Source organism: Natronosalvus halobius, assembly GCF_024138145.1.
Lineage (GTDB): Archaea > Halobacteriota > Halobacteria > Halobacteriales > Natrialbaceae > Natronosalvus > Natronosalvus halobius.
Window position 1 is genome coordinate 719,643 of record NZ_CP099997.1, and the last position, 13,991, is coordinate 733,633.

Below are 13,991 nucleotides of genomic sequence, written 5' to 3' on the forward strand. Positions count from 1 at the left end.
TCGTTGGATCGTTCGCCGCCCAGAGTGGCAAGGTGTCTCGCGCTCGTTCAGTGTACCCGATTCAGTGCCGAAATCGCACTAAAAGTGAGATGTCGAGTACCGTTCGCGAAAATTACTTTCGTACGCCGGTTACACCGCGCTCGAGTCGATGCCGTTGATCTGAACGAACCCGTACGAGCAGTTCGGGCAGTGCCACTTCACCTTCTTTCCGAGATGCACGGTCGTACTCGCCGCCCGGTAGAACGTCTGTTCACCGCAGTCGGGACACTCGGCCTCGAGTTCCATCGTCATGTGCGTCGATTGCGCGTCGAACGAGTTTAACGTACTGGTTCACTGGTGTCTGATTCGCTTCTCACACAGATATGAACGACATAGTGGTATATGGAATCAAATTGGGCCCGAGTTTCTGCCACTCCATCGAATTCGAAGGAACCGGTCGATTTCATCGGTACCGAAGGGGGGGGGGGACTCGGTGACCACTCGGATACGCCCGAAGAGCGGCCGATCCGCACTTCGAGGCAGCGTTCGGCGAGGAAATTAAGATACACCCGGTCGTTTGCACGGGTACGATGCCAATCTACACCGGACGCGGCGACGACGGCGGCACCGACCTGCGGGACATGACGCGCGTATCGAAGACAGATCCGCGGATCGAAGCCTATGGAACGGTCGACGAACTCAACGCGCTCCTGGGGACGATCCGACCGACGGGACACGCGGACGTCGACGAGCAATTGCGAACGGTCCAGAACCACCTCCACGTCGTCCAGGCTGATTTCGCGAATCCTGATCCCGGAGACGACGACCCGATAATCACCGCGAAGCACGTCGAGCGGGTCGAAACGTGGATTGACGACCACGACGAGGACCTCGAGCCACTTCGCTCGTTCATCCTCCCCTCCGGTGGAGAGTCGGGAGCCCAGTTACACCACGCTCGAGCGGTCTGTCGACGCGCCGAACGACGAGCGGTGGCGCTGGCGGACGCCGATCCAGATGCCGTCAACGAAAACGCGGTGCAGTACCTGAATCGGCTGTCGGATGGGTTGTTTACGCTGGCTCGAGTGGTCAATCAGCGCGACGGCGAGGGTGAGGAGACGCCGACGTACTGATCGGGACCGGTCGTGAAAGGAACGCTTAAGTTTCGCCCGCGGATACCGTGGGTTGAGGGTTGGTGATCTAGTCCGGTTATGATACCTCCTTCACACGGAGGAAGTCGGCAGTTCAAATCTGCCCCAACCCATTTTCCGAGGCAAAAACGAGGAGCGGAGCGACGAGTTCGCGTCGGGAAAATTGAGACGGGTGATTTGAACTACGCAAGTCGCGCGCAGCGAAGCGGGCACATCTTGCAGCAGTTCAAATCTGCCCCAACCTACTATCCGCCTTACCGAGTGATGAAATTGCACTCCCTGGCAACTATAGCAGGCGTTGAAGTCATTACCTTCTCGTCGCGACTGTATGGCCGGAGCGACTGGTTCCGGTCGTCTGCCTGCGCCGATCGGTAAATCGTGCCACCGACTACTATAGATTCGCTACCTACCTCTCGAGACGCGACCATCGCAGCGGCGGTTGCCTCTCGAGCCCTCACTGGTCACGGAAAGGATGTGAATCGCCTCCCAGCGGCCGAGAACGGTTGCGAACATGTGCGTGGGAACGCCCATGGAACCGTTATCCAAATGACCGACAGGGAGATTCGAATGACGTCACAGTCAGCTGATGAGATACCGTTCATGCAGCGGGTGTACGATCGAATATGGGTGCTAGCCATCCTCGCGTTCACGTTTTTCGTGTTCGTGTACGTGATCTGGGGGGCAATCGACGTCTTTTCGGTTCCGCTGGGGTGAACCATGACGTCGCCAATCAAACCGCCCGAGGGCAACTGGTGGGATCAAAAGATCAACCGGCGGGAGACGGTTTGGCTCGGACTCGGCGGAATCTGGTCGATCATCCTGTTCGGCTGGATGACCGTCTGGACGCGAACGGGCGACCAGAACCCGACCGGCGAAACCTACGAGGTATCGGCTGAGGAGTTTCGCGAGAAGATGGCCACCTACGAAGACGCGGCCGAAGAGACCGAGGACGGTCTCGTTCCCGATGGGACGGACGTGTACCTGGCTGGCATGCGATTCACGTGGGACGGCGCTCCAGTTGTCCTCGAAACCGGGACAGAGTACGACATCCATCTGACTTCCTACGACGTCCAGCACGGCTTTTCGCTGCGGCCCGAAGCGAACCTGAGCAAGCAAATCAACCTGCAGGTGTTGCCGGGCTACGAGTGGGTCGTACCGATGGAGTTCGACGAGCCAGGAACCTACCACATCATCTGTAACGAGTTCTGCGGCCAGGGGCACCGAACGATGCACGGAACGATCGTCGTTACGGAGGGGGTATAGATGCTGGATCTCTTCGACAACGAGTACGGCCCCGACGGATTTCGAACGTGCTCGGTGACGGGACTGCGGATTCATCGCTCCGCCGAAAACCCCACCAAGCTCTTCGCGTTGACGGCGATCGTCGCGCTGCTCGTGGGCGGCATCTTCGCCTTCACCGTAGCGATGACGCGCTGGGAGTTGGTCGGCTTGCTCGAGGCAGGCGACTTCTACACCCACCTGAGCATGCACGCGTGGAACTTGCTGATTTTCTGGATGATCTTCATGGAAATCGCCGTCCTCTACGTGGGCGGTCCGATGGTTCTGGGTCGTCGACTGTCGATCCCCACCCTCGCCAAAGTCGGCTGGGGGACGATGGTTCTCGGCGCGGTGGCTGTCAACTACGGCATCTGGAAGACGAGCGCGCCGAACGAAGCGCCGTTGCTGACGGCGTACGTCCCCAATCCGTCAGAGCCACTCTTCTACGCGGGTGTGATCGTCTTCCTGCTGGGGGCGACCATCGCGGCTCTCCCGTTCTTCGCCACGCTCTGGGTCGAGAAGCGCGAGAACGCGGGCCAGACGCTCCCGCTCGTGACGTTCGCGGCGTTCACCACCGCGGTCATCGCCGTCGAAGCGATCCTCGGGGGTCTTGCCGCGTTCAGCTACGCGTTCCTCTGGCGAATGGAGATTATCGCCTCGGTCGACGCCGCGATCTACCGTCAGCTGTACTGGATCGCCGGCCACGGGACCCAGCAGATCAACCTCGTGGCGATGATCGCCGTCTGGTACTTTTTAACCCACGTCGTCGGGGGAGCCGAGGTCGTCAGCGAGAAAGTCTCGCGGACGGCGTTCATCCTGTACCTGTTCTTCATCAACCTGGGGGCTGCTCACCACCTGCTGTCCGATCCCGCGGTCTCGACCGGGTGGCGCATCTTCAACACTTCCTACGCGTTCTACGGGGCGACGTTCGCCAGCCTGATTCACGCCTTCGCGATTCCCGCGGGTATCGAGGCCGGACGACGCAGGCGCGGCCTGGGGGGCGGGCTGTTCGGCTGGCTCACTGGCGCGCCATGGCTCAATCCGATGTTCTCGGCGACGATCTTCTCGATTATCCTGTTCGGCTTCCTCGGGGGGATCACCGGCGTCATCATGGGGCAGCTTCAGCTCAACATGACCTGGCACAATACGCTTGCCACGGTCGGTCACTTCCACGCAACCGTCGTACTCGGCACGACGGTCGCCTTCATGGGGCTGACGTACTTCGCCATCCGGACGCTGTTCATGCGCCAGTTCATCTCGCCGAAATTGGCCTCGATCCAGCCGTACCTCTACTCGGGCGCGATGGCGATCGCGACGCTGATGCTGATGTACGTCGGGATCCTCTACGGCGTCCCCCGTCGGACAACCGAGGTCGTCGAGAACATCCCCGGGACCGAGTTCAGCCTGAGCGCGGCGGGACCGCTATTCAGCGTCTTCGGCGTGTTCGCCCTGCTGGCGATTGCCGGGGGCGTCCTGTTTCTGGTGCTCGCCGTCGGCTCTGTCCTGTTCGGCAAGCGCATCGAACCCGGCGACAATGACGACATCACGCCCGACGGTGGCCTCGCAGCCGACGGCGGCGAGTCCGTCCACCACTACGAGATGCGCGGGACGTTTGTCCTGTGTCTCGTCTTCCTGACGGCGTTCGTAATCACGTACCTCCTCAACTGGTACCTGCTTAGCCAACTCTGGAAAATCGGCATATAGTCGGTTTCCCACCCACCGGCTTCGTCCTCCACCCACGCATCCACAACTTCACGACATCCAACAATGACCGACAGTACGTCTTCATCCGTGTTCTCGCTCGCCAGCGGTCTGTTCAGACGGACCTGGAACGACGTCCTGAGCGTTTACTACGCCAACACCCCTATCTGGCGGGTGCTGAAGAGCGTCGGCCTGCTGTTTTTTGGCTTCTTCTGCTGGTCGTCCGCGAATCTGTTGCTCTCGTACCGCCCCTCCTGGTCGTTCCTGTATTTCGTCATGGCCTACGGGTTCGCGCTCATCGTCTGGGGACCATTGACCCACTTCGTCTTGCTCCCGTGGGTGATCCGCCTTCGCCGTACGTCGAATCACCCCCTGACGCGGACGATCGCTCGCAAAGGATCGATGCTCAACCTTTCGATATTCCTGACGATCGTTCTCGTCCTCGGGATGGCCCCGGTATCCCCTATGCTGCTCGACTTCGGGACGCTCGTCGACGACGGAACGGGAAGTCCGGACGTCGACCCCGATCTCGAGTGCACCGTCGTCGACGAACTCGTCGAGTGCTCGCTGTCGGATCCTTCGGGGATCGACCACGTGGTCGTCACTTCAGGCCAGAAACGCATCAAAACCGTCGAGGAATCGCCGTACGATTTCGAGATCCGGCGGTCCGATCTCGAGACGGTCGTCGGTCAGAAGCAGTTCACCGTCGAACTTCGCAACGAGGACGGCGACACGCTACGGCGGTACAAACGGACGGTTCCAGCAGACGGCGAGTGATCGCCACTTCGAATTCGCGATGCACGCTCATTCGTCGCTCGTGAACGGCGCTCCACGGCGAATCGAACCGGCGGCAGGAGCGAGCCCAGTGACCAGGGTCGCCGCCAGTTCCTCGATGACGCGCCGCTGTGCCGCGGTCAGCGTCCCGCACTGCTCGAGCGTCCGGTGGGCGGTCTCAACCTGCTCGAGTTCCACCGCTTCGACGTACGCCCACCATTCCTCGGACGAACAGTCCGCCTCCGGAATCGATCGACCCTCCTCTGTCGACGCCATACCGACGAGAATGCGGAACGACGGTCCAAACCATTTCGGCGAACGTGTTCGGCCTGGTGTCAAGGTTCTATACCGTCCATCTCGTGAGGGGAACCAATGAGCACGGCGATCAAAGCCCGGTGGGCGCGTAGATTCGTCGCGGTCGGCATCGTGTGGTTCGTGAGCTGGCAGCTCGCAACCGTCGCTGGCGTGGGCCGTCGTGTCGGGGTTGTGCTCGGATTGTACGGCTTCGTCTTCCACGTCGTCTTCGGCAAGGGGTACAGCCTGCTGCCGTCTTACTTCGATCGAACGCTCGCGTTCCCGAGGGCACCCGCCGTCCACCTGCCCCTGGCTGCCGTCGGCACGGGCTGTCTCGCCCTCGGTGCGGCTTCGAGCGGCGGTATCGACCTCGGCGTCAGTCCACTGTCCCCGGCGACAGGTGAGACGCTGACCGGGATCGGGGCCTCCCTCTGGCTCGCGGGGTGTCTGGTCTTCGTCGGCACGATCGGATGGACGGTCCAGGACAATCTCTCGGGGCGCGAAACCGGAACCGGAGACGCGAACGCCGACCGGCAATGGGTCGACCGCTACGCGAACGCGTTCGTTCCCGTCGTCGCTCTCTACGTCCTGGCGGGAGCGACGATTCCCGTCCTGGAGTGGGTCGAGTTCGACCAGTCCCTCGTCGCGGGCGGCCCGCCGGTGTCACACCTCCTCGCAGCAGGCGGGGCCGCCCTGTTGCTATTCGCCGTCGGGTTTCGGCTCCTCCCGCGATTTCTGGTCGTCTCGCCTCGGAAGTGGCTCGTCGCGCTCGTCTTGCCAGCTGGCGCGCTTGGCCCGGCCCTCCTGGCGAGCGACTTTCTCGGTGGGTCGCTCTTTCTCCTCGGCGCGGTACTCGAGGCGACCGCCCTTGTCGGGTTCTCGCTCGCCTACGTCGACATGTTCTCCCGGAGCGACCGTCGTCGGGTGGGGTTTTATGCTGTCACGCTCGGCGTCCTCAGCGGGGCCGGCGTGGCTATCCTCGGTTTGAGTTTCGCCACTGACTGGTTCGGCGTCCCTGGTAACCCTTTCGACGCGCACTACCGGCTGGCGCTCGTCGGACTACTCGGGTTGTCCGTCGTTGGCGTGACCTACCAGTTTTACCCGCCGGCTGTCGCTTCGAGCTCTCTCGTCGACGATCGGACCGCCGGTCTCTCGATTGCGCTGCTCACCGGAGGCCTCTTCGTCGAAGTCAGCGGCCTGCTCCTTTCGATTTCACCGCTCCAGGAAGGTGGTCGAATCGTCGTTCTCGCTGGCTCGATTGTATACGCATTTGTCGTGTTCGCGGTGTTCCTCGAGCGACGAGGGAAGTGACCGACGGGCGGCCTCGTTCGTCACGAACATATTCGGAGCCGGACGTTTGCCTTTGAAAGACGTATCGAACGGTATGGCGACACGAACGACTACCGAGGATCACGCGGACGCGACGCAATCGACGACGGTGGAGGTCACCTGTACGGGCCACGTTCGAACCGCCGTGGGTCGACATCGTTTCCCGTTTACCTTCGAAGGGACGACGCTCGCGGAGTTTCTCGAGGCGTTCTTCGCGGAGTACGACGTCGCCGACCTCCTCATCGCTGAGACGGAGGCCGAGTCGACGGCCAGGGGGTGGGCTCCAGCACCCGCCGAACTGCCCGGTACCTGGCGGAAGAATCCCGAAGGCGAGCAGACGCGAGCGTACGCGCGTATTCTGGTGAACGGCCGATTCAACGAACACAACGAGGGATTTCAGACACGACTCGAGGAGGGCGACCGCGTCGCGTTGATGAATCCGTTTATGTTCTGCTGTTAGGCCTCGATCGGGTCTGGGTCGACAGTCACGTCCATGAACGCCTTGACGATCCGTTCTTCGGCCCGGTGAAGGACCTCGCTGCACGTCGAGCGAGCCACGCCGACGGTTTCGGCGAGTTCGTACTGCGTGCAGGTGCGAGGCGTGTCGTAGTATCCCGCTTCGAGTGCCGTCTCCATCACACGAAACTGCTGCTCGGTCAGCAGTTGCGACGTGTCGATATCTGGCGTAATCGAGTCGACGGCGAACTCGACGCCGAAGGTCTCGAGTTGTCGCCCCAGTTCCGAGAGCCGGTCGTGGGAGGTCGTGATCTCCCAGGTCGCCGTCCCGTCTCGAATCGTGAACGGCATGCCGACCGGCACGCCCGATTCGCGGGCGGCGTTGAGCAACACCGGAAGTTGCGTCTCGAGCTGGAGCAGTGCTCGGTCGTCCTCGAGTTGAAGCACATCGATGTCGGCGACGGTTTCGACGTCGCGAATCGCGTCGATCGTCGACGACGGATCGGGTGCCGTGAGTTCGACGACAGCGGTCCCGCGGGCGCCGCTCGGGATCGCCGAGAGGATGCGAACCTCCTCGAGCAGATTGGTCCGTGAGAGGCGAGCGATCCACATCGCCTCGGGGATCGCAATCTGGAGCGTTGCGCGTGGCATACTTCGAGTGAGTGGGGACGCGTCCAGTAACTAGTGACGAACATATTCGGTTTCAGAACGGCGACGAGGTCGGTTGCGGACCAGTGCCGAGCTCGGTTGCTGAACGGTAACGAGGGGAATATGATCGCCGAAACCCCTACCACAGTGGTTTTCGTACAGTGAACCGATGACGAGCGACGATACCGACGCAGACCGTGTTCTCGACGCCCGCCAAATCGACGGCGAACCGTTCAGCGATATCATGGGTGAACTTGAAGCGCTCGAGGATGGCGAGACGCTCTTGCTGATCAATAGCTTCGAACCGGCCCCACTCTACGGCATCCTCGAGGGAAAGGGCTTTACCCACGAGACGACCGAGGTTGCCGCGGACGAGTGGAAAGTCCGGATCGAACACGCCTGAGTCCGGGTCGAGGCGTGCGAATATATTCGGGAGCGGTGACTTCACGCTCGAGCCACTAGCCACTGGTATGACCACAGCAAGCGGTAACGATCACGGTCACCAGGACGGTCCCGGGGCAGATCACGATCACGACGCCGAACCGATCACCGACCGCGTCCACGACAACTCCTGGTCGGCAAACCTCGAGAAACCCGCCCACGGGGAGGACGCTGATCTGGTCCGGCGACAGGCCCTCGAGGCGGTCGAACACACGACCTCGGGCCACCACGTCAACCTCGTGACTCACGGCGCTCACGGCCACCCCGAGTCGTACCTGTACGAGACGCTCGAGACACGTCTCGACGGCGATGTCGACTGGGAGTACGTCGAGCAGTGTGGATGCGGCGGACACGTGACGCGCGTCCACGTCCGGTAGCGCCGCGCCTCGAGAATCGACGGAATCCGTTCGAATCTCCTTCTGCTGGCGTGGTTCGATGTGAAATATGCGCTTGCTACGGGTCTCATATATTTGTACGAAAGTAGAGAACTTCATCGTGTTCCCAGAAAAATGACTGTAATCTGCATTTGAACTGTGACCGAAACCCTCGACGAGGCCGCACTACAATTGAATTGAGCTAGCGAGAGTAGTGGCGACGCAGCCGTTGCATCACGAGCGTTCTCGTCCAGAATTTCGAATGTTGTAAGCGCCACCAATGTCGGTTATGGGTTGTATTCGCTCCATATCACGCCCTATCGATCCGAATCGCGGTTCTATCGATCGAAACGTGCACTGTCGAGAGTCGTCAGACATGTCTACCCATGTTTGCTGCTCTTTCGGAGCAATCGTGCACGTGCTCGATAGTGAGCTATCTTATTCCCCGCTAGTCTAGCAAAGCGGTAGGTAGGTGAGAGTATAGCATCCCGGTACGACTGACAAGATTCTCACGCTCTCCGAACGCTTTTTCGATACGAACGGCCTCCTGAGACGAACGCTTTCTCGATACGAACGGGCTCCTGGGACGAACGGTTTCTCGAATCCGCTGGAATGACTAGCGAACCGGACGAAGAGTCAGCGAAAATTCAGTCTCGCCGACGCTCGAGGATGATTTCGACCAGTCGCTCCGGTTCTTCCACCGCGAGGGTGATGACGGCATCGTGTATCTCGCGTTTCGCTTCGTCCCGAACGCTCTCTCGTCGCAGCTCGGGAACTACGGAAATTCCGATCGCGTCCTCGAATTCCTCCCACGTGCGTTCACGAACGTACAGCGGTCGCTGCTGGACCTCGGCATACTCGAACGACGGGCCCGAGAGGTCCGTATCCGTTTCAGTGTCCACGTCCGTGCCTGTGTCGATGTCCGCGTCCGTGCCAGTGTCGGTGCCCGCGTTCTGGTCCGTACTCATCACAGCACCCGCGTCATCGTCCGTGGCCTCCCGTTTGGACTCGTCCGACTGGACTCGATCGGTCGACGATGAGTCGGACGACGGCTGCGAAGCGGCTTCGGTCGCTGGCTCGGGCTGTTCGTCCGTTGGGCTCGTATCCTCGGTCTCGAGCCCACCGAGGTCATCGAACGGGTTCTCGTCACTCATCGCTCGACACCTCCGTTCGCGACGATCGACGCGAGTTCCTCGAAGTTCTCGACCTGGCTATTCTCCGGGTCGTAATCGAGGAGCGGCTGGTGGGCTTTGAGCGACTTCGACAGTGCTGCGCTGTATCGGACCCCCGGTTTGGGTGGTTGCATCTCGCCGTCGTCGATCGCGTCGAACTCCGCCGGCGTAATCCGCGCAAAGTTCGGGATCTTTCCCTGGGTCGCCTCGGCGGTGTTCAGGTTCTCGAGGAGTTCGCGATCCTCGGTCCGCTGGTCGATCCGTTCGCGGAGCTTGTTCGGCACCAGCGCCAGGACCTCGATGTCGATGTACTCCCGCGCTGGTTTGATGAGCCGATCCATCGTTCGCTTGTATCCGCCGATCGAACTCGATCCTGGCTCGAGCGGGATGATGACGTTTTGTGTGGCAACCAGCGCGTTGTTGTTGAGCATTCCTGGATACGCGGGGCAGTCGAATACGATGTAGTCGTAGCGCTCGCCGAGGAGAGGGTCGACGATTTTTGTCTTGACCCTGGCCGACCCCTGGAGGGCACCGGCGAGGTCTTTTTCGACGTCCTCGAGCGTGTTCGACGACGGGAGGAGGTCGAACCCGAACGACGTCTCGACGATAAGGTCGCCGGCGGTCGCGTCTCCCTTATCGAGAATCACGTCGCCGAGCGTGAGCTCGTCGCGATAGGCGTCTCCGAATCCGAGGCCGTTCGTCGCGTGACCGTTCGGATCCAGGTCGGCGAACAGAACTCGGCCGCGTTCGGTCAGTTGACGCGCGAGGTTCATCGAAATCGTTGATTTCCCGACGCCACCTTTCAGGATGACGACGCTGACTGCGCGAGTCTTTTCTGCGTCACTCATGTGCGACCCTCCGTGCTTCGAATCGAATGTTGGAATAGTCACCTATTGTGGCTATTCTTCGTTTCTGGACCATCACGCTTGTCGGTTACACCGTCTCACGTGGCCTGCATAAAACTACCGTAGGAGGCTTCCCGAGGTGAAATAGGTGCAATAGGTCGAGTAGGCACACTAGCTCAAGTAGGCAGACTAGCCTAGATAGATGAATTAGGTCTGATAGACATACTAGTTGGAGTAGGCGGTTCAGGTATGACAGCTTAAATTGGTGGGATAGCCACCTTGGTTAGGTTGCCTGAGGTAGCTACCTCGAGTGGCTTTTCTTCGGAAGGATGCTCAGGTCGTTGTGGTAGCTCAGAATGGGTAGATTAGCAAGGCGGCACAGGCGCCCTCGGTAGTTCTCGCGCCCCAGGAACTGTTGGGACTTCAGGACGGGCTAGTATCTCAACTCGGGAATGCGATCCGAGGAGGGAAATCGAGTCAGTCGAGATCACGGCACGGGCTCTGCTGGGGGGCGTTGCTCGAATGACGCGGACTCGCGTAAACTACGGACTAATTTCCTGTCCGCCGGTTCACCGCCGAGCTTCGGCTCACGTCGGGAGGCTTCGTGTACGTCTGCACATCGCAACACGTGCATAGCGGCCTGCGGAGGCTCGCGAGACAAGTGGTTGCCACTGGGCAGTCACGTTCCCCCGGTCTCGAGACGACATCTCCCCAGTATCGAATTGGACTATGACTACAGGTGTCGGCCTCGAGCACATTTCGGCTCTCGAATTAGCCAGTCTCTGGAGGAGAGCAACTCTGGAACGCCTGGGGGTTGACAGATGTTCGACCTACGACCGATACGCTCAACGAGGCGGGAGGAACATCAAAGTCTCCAGCAACAGCCTGGGCCTTCCAGGTTGTCCGGTGCCGTCCCAATCGCGAACGCTTCGGTCGCAATCCCCTGTGAGCAGGAACAATTCGGCCGATTCAATATATAAACCACTTCGAGATAAACTTCATTAAGCTATACAAATTCTGCGTGCTCTCTCAGCACTGCCTCACTATTCGCGAGCAATTTAAACCGATGAACCGTCTGTGGCCGGTGATGATCAAAATCGGCATCGTCGGGTTAGATACGAGCCACGCCGAGTCGTATGCGATGGCGATACGAAACCACCCGGAAACCTCGCTCGCGGCCGTCTGGGACGGGGGAGCCGTTCGAGATCGAGCATATGCTCGAGCCTACGGTGAACGAAACGGAGCGACGTTGTACGACGAACCGCTCGAGATGGCCGACGACGTCGACGCAGTCATGATTCTGACCCTGGACTGGACCACGCACCGCGACCTCGCCGTCCCCTTTCTACGGGACGCCGTTCCGACGGCGATCGACAAGCCGGTCGTTGGATCGCTTGAGGACGTTCGAGCGATCCGGTCGGCCGCCAACGAGACGCCCCTGTTCGGCGGCTCTGCAGTGCCGTACCATCCCTCTCTTCGCTCGATTCAGGTTGCCGGCGACGGCTGGCTATTCTACGGCGTCGGATACGGTGACCCGTTTTACTACGGCTGTCACGTCGTCGACGCGATCCGTTTTCTCGTCGACCATCGGTGGGCGAGCGTCGCTCCTGCCGATGGCCCGGGTCGTTCTGTCGACGTCGTCTTCGTCGACGGTTCGCACGCGACCATTCATCTCGACGGGGCGAGCAACCGCGTCGGGGCGAGCAACCGCGAAACGTTCACGTTCGTCGGCGTCGGCGACGAGACGGTGATCCAGGAAGTTGAAACCACTCACGTCGACCTGGAGGCGATGTACCGGGGCTACCTGGACGCGTTCGTCGAGGCCATAACTGGGGCGCGTGACGCGGCCGGCGAACGAATGCTCGACGCTGCGACTCTCTTGCTCGGGGCGAACGCCGCACTCGAAGAGGGCCGAACGATCACGCCGACGTCCGACTCGTTAGCGGCCTACGATGTCGACGGGCGGGCGTTCCTCGACGACTACCAGCCCTACTACTGACGCCACTCGCGAGAATTGAGATCCGAAGCCGAGTACAGGCCATGAGAGTGTCGTTCTCTTTTCTTCTCTTCGTCTCGTCGAGCCCGGTTGGCCTTGCGGTCGTGCCGGATTTCTGTGAACGGGACGCGTCCCGAAACCAGCACGGCGCGAACTGCCATGCCGAGAGGAGTTGGTGTATCGGTAGTATTATCGACATCGAGCGTCACCACCAGATTGAGCCGGACTATGGAAGCAATTCACACGGACAGCGCTCCAGGAGTGATCGGTTCGTTGATCAGGACTATCGGCGATAGCAGCAGTCTCCTCACTGGCAACCGTCAACCGGACGATGCCCTTCCACCGTCGTTCGCAATTGCCGCTTCGGACGCCGTTCGCGCGGCGGCCGTAGACGCGAGCGAGCACGGTAACGAGGTGATCGTGACAACATGAGCGTCGATCGAACGGAGGGACAACAGGCGGTCGTCACCGACGGAACCGGCGACGTGTGGGCCGAAGAACGCGAGATTCCCGAACCAGCACCTGGTGAGGCGCTGGTTCGCGTGAGAGCGATCGGAATCTGTGGGAGCGACGTCGGCCTCATCGAGGGGGAGGGACCGCCGTGGACCGACTACCCGGTCGTGCTCGGTCACGAGGTCGCCGGTGAGGTCGTCGAACTCGGCGAGGGCGTCGACCACCTCGAGGTCGGTCAGCGAGTCGCACTCCACGGGTTTGTCTACTGTGGCACCTGCGAGGCGTGTCGGGACGGCCGGTACTACCAGTGTACGGACCTGAAGGAAATCGGATTTACGGTCGACGGCGGCTATCGGACGTACGCCGCCTGGCCGGCGTATACGGTGACCCCGCTTCCGGACGACGTCTCCGACGTCGAGGCGAGCCAGATCGACTCGGCGGGGTGTACGCTCCACGCCCTCCAGCGCATTCAGACGTCGTTCACCGACACCGCCGCCGTCCTCGGGCCGGGGTCGCTCGGTCTCTACGGGGTGCAACTCCTCCGAGCACAGGGCGTGAAGGACATCGTCCTGACGGGCACCCGCAAGGCACGACTCGAGGCGGGGGAACGCCTCGGGGCGACGCGCACGGTTAACGTCTACAAGGAGGACCCAGTCGAGGCGATTATGGAACACACGGACGGGCGCGGTGTCGACGTCTGTGTCGAGGCCGCCGGGGCTGGTGACGTCCTGGACACGTGCGTTCGGAGCGCCGCCAAGCAGGGAAAGATCGTCCTGACAGGTGTCTTCGGCCAGCGAAAGGAACTCGACCCGGACCAGATCGTCGCGAAGGAACTAACCGTTGTCGGCGGCGTCACGGCCTCTCACGCAGTCGACGAAGTGATCGAGCTGTTTCGGCGGGACGACCTCACGATCGACGGCGTCGTCACGCACGAGTTTCCGCTCGAGGAGTTCGAGACGGCGCTCGAGACCGTTCGAGAACGGCGCGACGGTGTCGTCAAGGCAGTTCTTCGGCCGTAGCGAGGTGGTTCCGGTTTCTGGTTATTAGAGTTTGATTTCCGGTTTCCGGTTTCCTCGTCAACGAAACGACGAGACGACGAGACG

16 protein-coding genes and 1 tRNA gene are annotated in these 13,991 nt (G+C 61.0%); 12 read left to right on the forward strand and 5 right to left on the reverse strand.

All coding sequences use genetic code 11. The features are described from left to right. Nucleotides 1-129: 129 nt before the first annotated feature. Entirely contained in the window at nt 130-291 is a 162-nt protein-coding gene (locus NGM15_RS03485) for a DUF7838 family putative zinc beta-ribbon protein (RefSeq protein WP_253435300.1), read from the reverse strand. 278 nt (nt 292-569) lie between these two features. Between NGM15_RS03485 and NGM15_RS03490 the strand changes: the two genes are divergently transcribed. From NGM15_RS03490 to NGM15_RS03515, 6 genes are all read left to right on the forward strand, one after another. Continuing rightward, nucleotides 570-1,109, forward strand: a complete 540-nt coding sequence (locus tag NGM15_RS03490) for a cob(I)yrinic acid a,c-diamide adenosyltransferase (RefSeq protein ID WP_253435302.1) — start codon at nt 570-572, stop codon at nt 1,107-1,109. A 56-nt stretch (nt 1,110-1,165) separates the two neighbouring features. After that, nucleotides 1,166-1,240: transfer RNA gene (locus NGM15_RS03495), tRNA-Val, on the forward strand. A 454-nt stretch (nt 1,241-1,694) separates the two neighbouring features. Next, a complete protein-coding gene (locus NGM15_RS03500; RefSeq protein ID WP_253435304.1) occupies nt 1,695-1,841 on the forward strand; it encodes a hypothetical protein in 147 nt (48 codons plus the stop codon). Nucleotides 1,842-1,844: 3 nt separating this feature from the next. Then, complete coding sequence (locus NGM15_RS03505; protein WP_253435306.1) at nt 1,845-2,390, forward strand: cupredoxin domain-containing protein; 546 nt, start codon at nt 1,845-1,847, stop codon at nt 2,388-2,390. Continuing rightward, entirely contained in the window at nt 2,391-4,109 is a 1,719-nt protein-coding gene (locus tag NGM15_RS03510) for a cytochrome c oxidase subunit I (RefSeq protein WP_253435307.1), read from the forward strand. A 63-nt stretch (nt 4,110-4,172) separates the two neighbouring features. Next, a complete protein-coding gene (locus tag NGM15_RS03515) occupies nt 4,173-4,883 on the forward strand; it encodes a hypothetical protein (RefSeq protein WP_253435309.1) in 711 nt (236 codons plus the stop codon). 27 nt (nt 4,884-4,910) lie between these two features. Here the strand turns inward: NGM15_RS03515 and NGM15_RS03520 are convergent, their stop codons facing one another. Further along, nucleotides 4,911-5,156, reverse strand: a complete 246-nt coding sequence (locus NGM15_RS03520) for a hypothetical protein (protein ID WP_253435311.1) — start codon at nt 5,154-5,156, stop codon at nt 4,911-4,913. 96 nt (nt 5,157-5,252) lie between these two features. Here NGM15_RS03520 and NGM15_RS03525 point away from each other — a divergent pair, with 96 nt between their 5' ends. Together NGM15_RS03525 and NGM15_RS03530 are read left to right on the forward strand one after the other, a co-directional pair. Continuing rightward, nucleotides 5,253-6,485 (forward strand): hypothetical protein, encoded by a 1,233-nt coding sequence (locus NGM15_RS03525; protein WP_253435313.1) that lies wholly within the window; start codon nt 5,253-5,255, stop codon nt 6,483-6,485. Nucleotides 6,486-6,558: 73 nt separating this feature from the next. Beyond that, nucleotides 6,559-6,963, forward strand: a complete 405-nt coding sequence (locus tag NGM15_RS03530; RefSeq protein ID WP_253435315.1) for a MoaD/ThiS family protein — start codon at nt 6,559-6,561, stop codon at nt 6,961-6,963. On the opposite strand, the gene NGM15_RS03535 is transcribed toward NGM15_RS03530, so the two are convergent. Beyond that, nucleotides 6,960-7,610, reverse strand: coding sequence for a helix-turn-helix domain-containing protein (locus NGM15_RS03535; RefSeq protein WP_253435318.1), 651 nt, complete (start codon nt 7,608-7,610; stop codon nt 6,960-6,962). The genes NGM15_RS03530 and NGM15_RS03535 overlap by 4 nt on opposite strands. Nucleotides 7,611-7,776: 166 nt before the next feature. Between NGM15_RS03535 and NGM15_RS03540 the strand changes: the two genes are divergently transcribed. Continuing rightward, nucleotides 7,777-8,010, forward strand: a complete 234-nt coding sequence (locus NGM15_RS03540) for a DUF2249 domain-containing protein (protein WP_253435322.1) — start codon at nt 7,777-7,779, stop codon at nt 8,008-8,010. A gap of 67 nt (nt 8,011-8,077) precedes the next feature. After that, nucleotides 8,078-8,425, forward strand: a complete 348-nt coding sequence (locus NGM15_RS03545; RefSeq protein WP_253435325.1) for a CGCGG family putative rSAM-modified RiPP protein — start codon at nt 8,078-8,080, stop codon at nt 8,423-8,425. A 644-nt stretch (nt 8,426-9,069) separates the two neighbouring features. Here the strand turns inward: NGM15_RS03545 and NGM15_RS03550 are convergent. Both NGM15_RS03550 and NGM15_RS03555 read right to left on the reverse strand, forming a co-directional pair. After that, entirely contained in the window at nt 9,070-9,576 is a 507-nt protein-coding gene (locus NGM15_RS03550; RefSeq protein ID WP_253435328.1) for a DUF7970 domain-containing protein, read from the reverse strand. Then, nucleotides 9,573-10,442 carry a ParA family protein gene (locus NGM15_RS03555; RefSeq protein ID WP_253435331.1) on the reverse strand — a complete coding sequence of 290 codons (870 nt, stop codon included), beginning with the start codon at nt 10,440-10,442 and terminating at the stop codon, nt 9,573-9,575. The genes NGM15_RS03550 and NGM15_RS03555 overlap by 4 nt, the downstream gene beginning before the upstream one ends. Before the next feature lie 1,084 nt (nt 10,443-11,526). Between NGM15_RS03555 and NGM15_RS03560 the strand changes: the two genes are divergently transcribed. Together NGM15_RS03560 and NGM15_RS03565 are read left to right on the forward strand one after the other, a co-directional pair. Beyond that, nucleotides 11,527-12,438, forward strand: coding sequence for a Gfo/Idh/MocA family protein (locus NGM15_RS03560; RefSeq protein WP_253435333.1), 912 nt, complete (start codon nt 11,527-11,529; stop codon nt 12,436-12,438). A gap of 425 nt (nt 12,439-12,863) precedes the next feature. Further along, nucleotides 12,864-13,907: a zinc-dependent alcohol dehydrogenase gene (locus tag NGM15_RS03565; RefSeq protein ID WP_253435336.1), complete on the forward strand. Its 1,044-nt coding sequence runs from the start codon at nt 12,864-12,866 to the stop codon at nt 13,905-13,907. Nucleotides 13,908-13,991 lie beyond the last annotated feature (84 nt).

Bases quoted from the DNA above. Each gene is read 5' to 3' on its own strand.
- NGM15_RS03485 (WP_253435300.1), bottom strand. From the start codon at position 291: ATGACGATGGAACTCGAGGCCGAGTGTCCCGACTGCGGTGAACAGACG.
- NGM15_RS03490 (WP_253435302.1), top strand. From the start codon at position 570: ATGCCAATCTACACCGGACGCGGCGACGACGGCGGCACCGACCTGCGG.
- NGM15_RS03500 (WP_253435304.1), top strand. From the start codon at position 1,695: ATGACGTCACAGTCAGCTGATGAGATACCGTTCATGCAGCGGGTGTAC.
- NGM15_RS03505 (WP_253435306.1), top strand. From the start codon at position 1,845: ATGACGTCGCCAATCAAACCGCCCGAGGGCAACTGGTGGGATCAAAAG.
- NGM15_RS03510 (WP_253435307.1), top strand. From the start codon at position 2,391: ATGCTGGATCTCTTCGACAACGAGTACGGCCCCGACGGATTTCGAACG.
- NGM15_RS03515 (WP_253435309.1), top strand. From the start codon at position 4,173: ATGACCGACAGTACGTCTTCATCCGTGTTCTCGCTCGCCAGCGGTCTG.
- NGM15_RS03520 (WP_253435311.1), bottom strand. From the start codon at position 5,156: ATGGCGTCGACAGAGGAGGGTCGATCGATTCCGGAGGCGGACTGTTCG.
- NGM15_RS03525 (WP_253435313.1), top strand. From the start codon at position 5,253: ATGAGCACGGCGATCAAAGCCCGGTGGGCGCGTAGATTCGTCGCGGTC.
- NGM15_RS03530 (WP_253435315.1), top strand. From the start codon at position 6,559: ATGGCGACACGAACGACTACCGAGGATCACGCGGACGCGACGCAATCG.
- NGM15_RS03535 (WP_253435318.1), bottom strand. From the start codon at position 7,610: ATGCCACGCGCAACGCTCCAGATTGCGATCCCCGAGGCGATGTGGATC.
- NGM15_RS03540 (WP_253435322.1), top strand. From the start codon at position 7,777: ATGACGAGCGACGATACCGACGCAGACCGTGTTCTCGACGCCCGCCAA.
- NGM15_RS03545 (WP_253435325.1), top strand. From the start codon at position 8,078: ATGACCACAGCAAGCGGTAACGATCACGGTCACCAGGACGGTCCCGGG.
- NGM15_RS03550 (WP_253435328.1), bottom strand. From the start codon at position 9,576: ATGAGTGACGAGAACCCGTTCGATGACCTCGGTGGGCTCGAGACCGAG.
- NGM15_RS03555 (WP_253435331.1), bottom strand. From the start codon at position 10,442: ATGAGTGACGCAGAAAAGACTCGCGCAGTCAGCGTCGTCATCCTGAAA.
- NGM15_RS03560 (WP_253435333.1), top strand. From the start codon at position 11,527: ATGATCAAAATCGGCATCGTCGGGTTAGATACGAGCCACGCCGAGTCG.
- NGM15_RS03565 (WP_253435336.1), top strand. From the start codon at position 12,864: ATGAGCGTCGATCGAACGGAGGGACAACAGGCGGTCGTCACCGACGGA.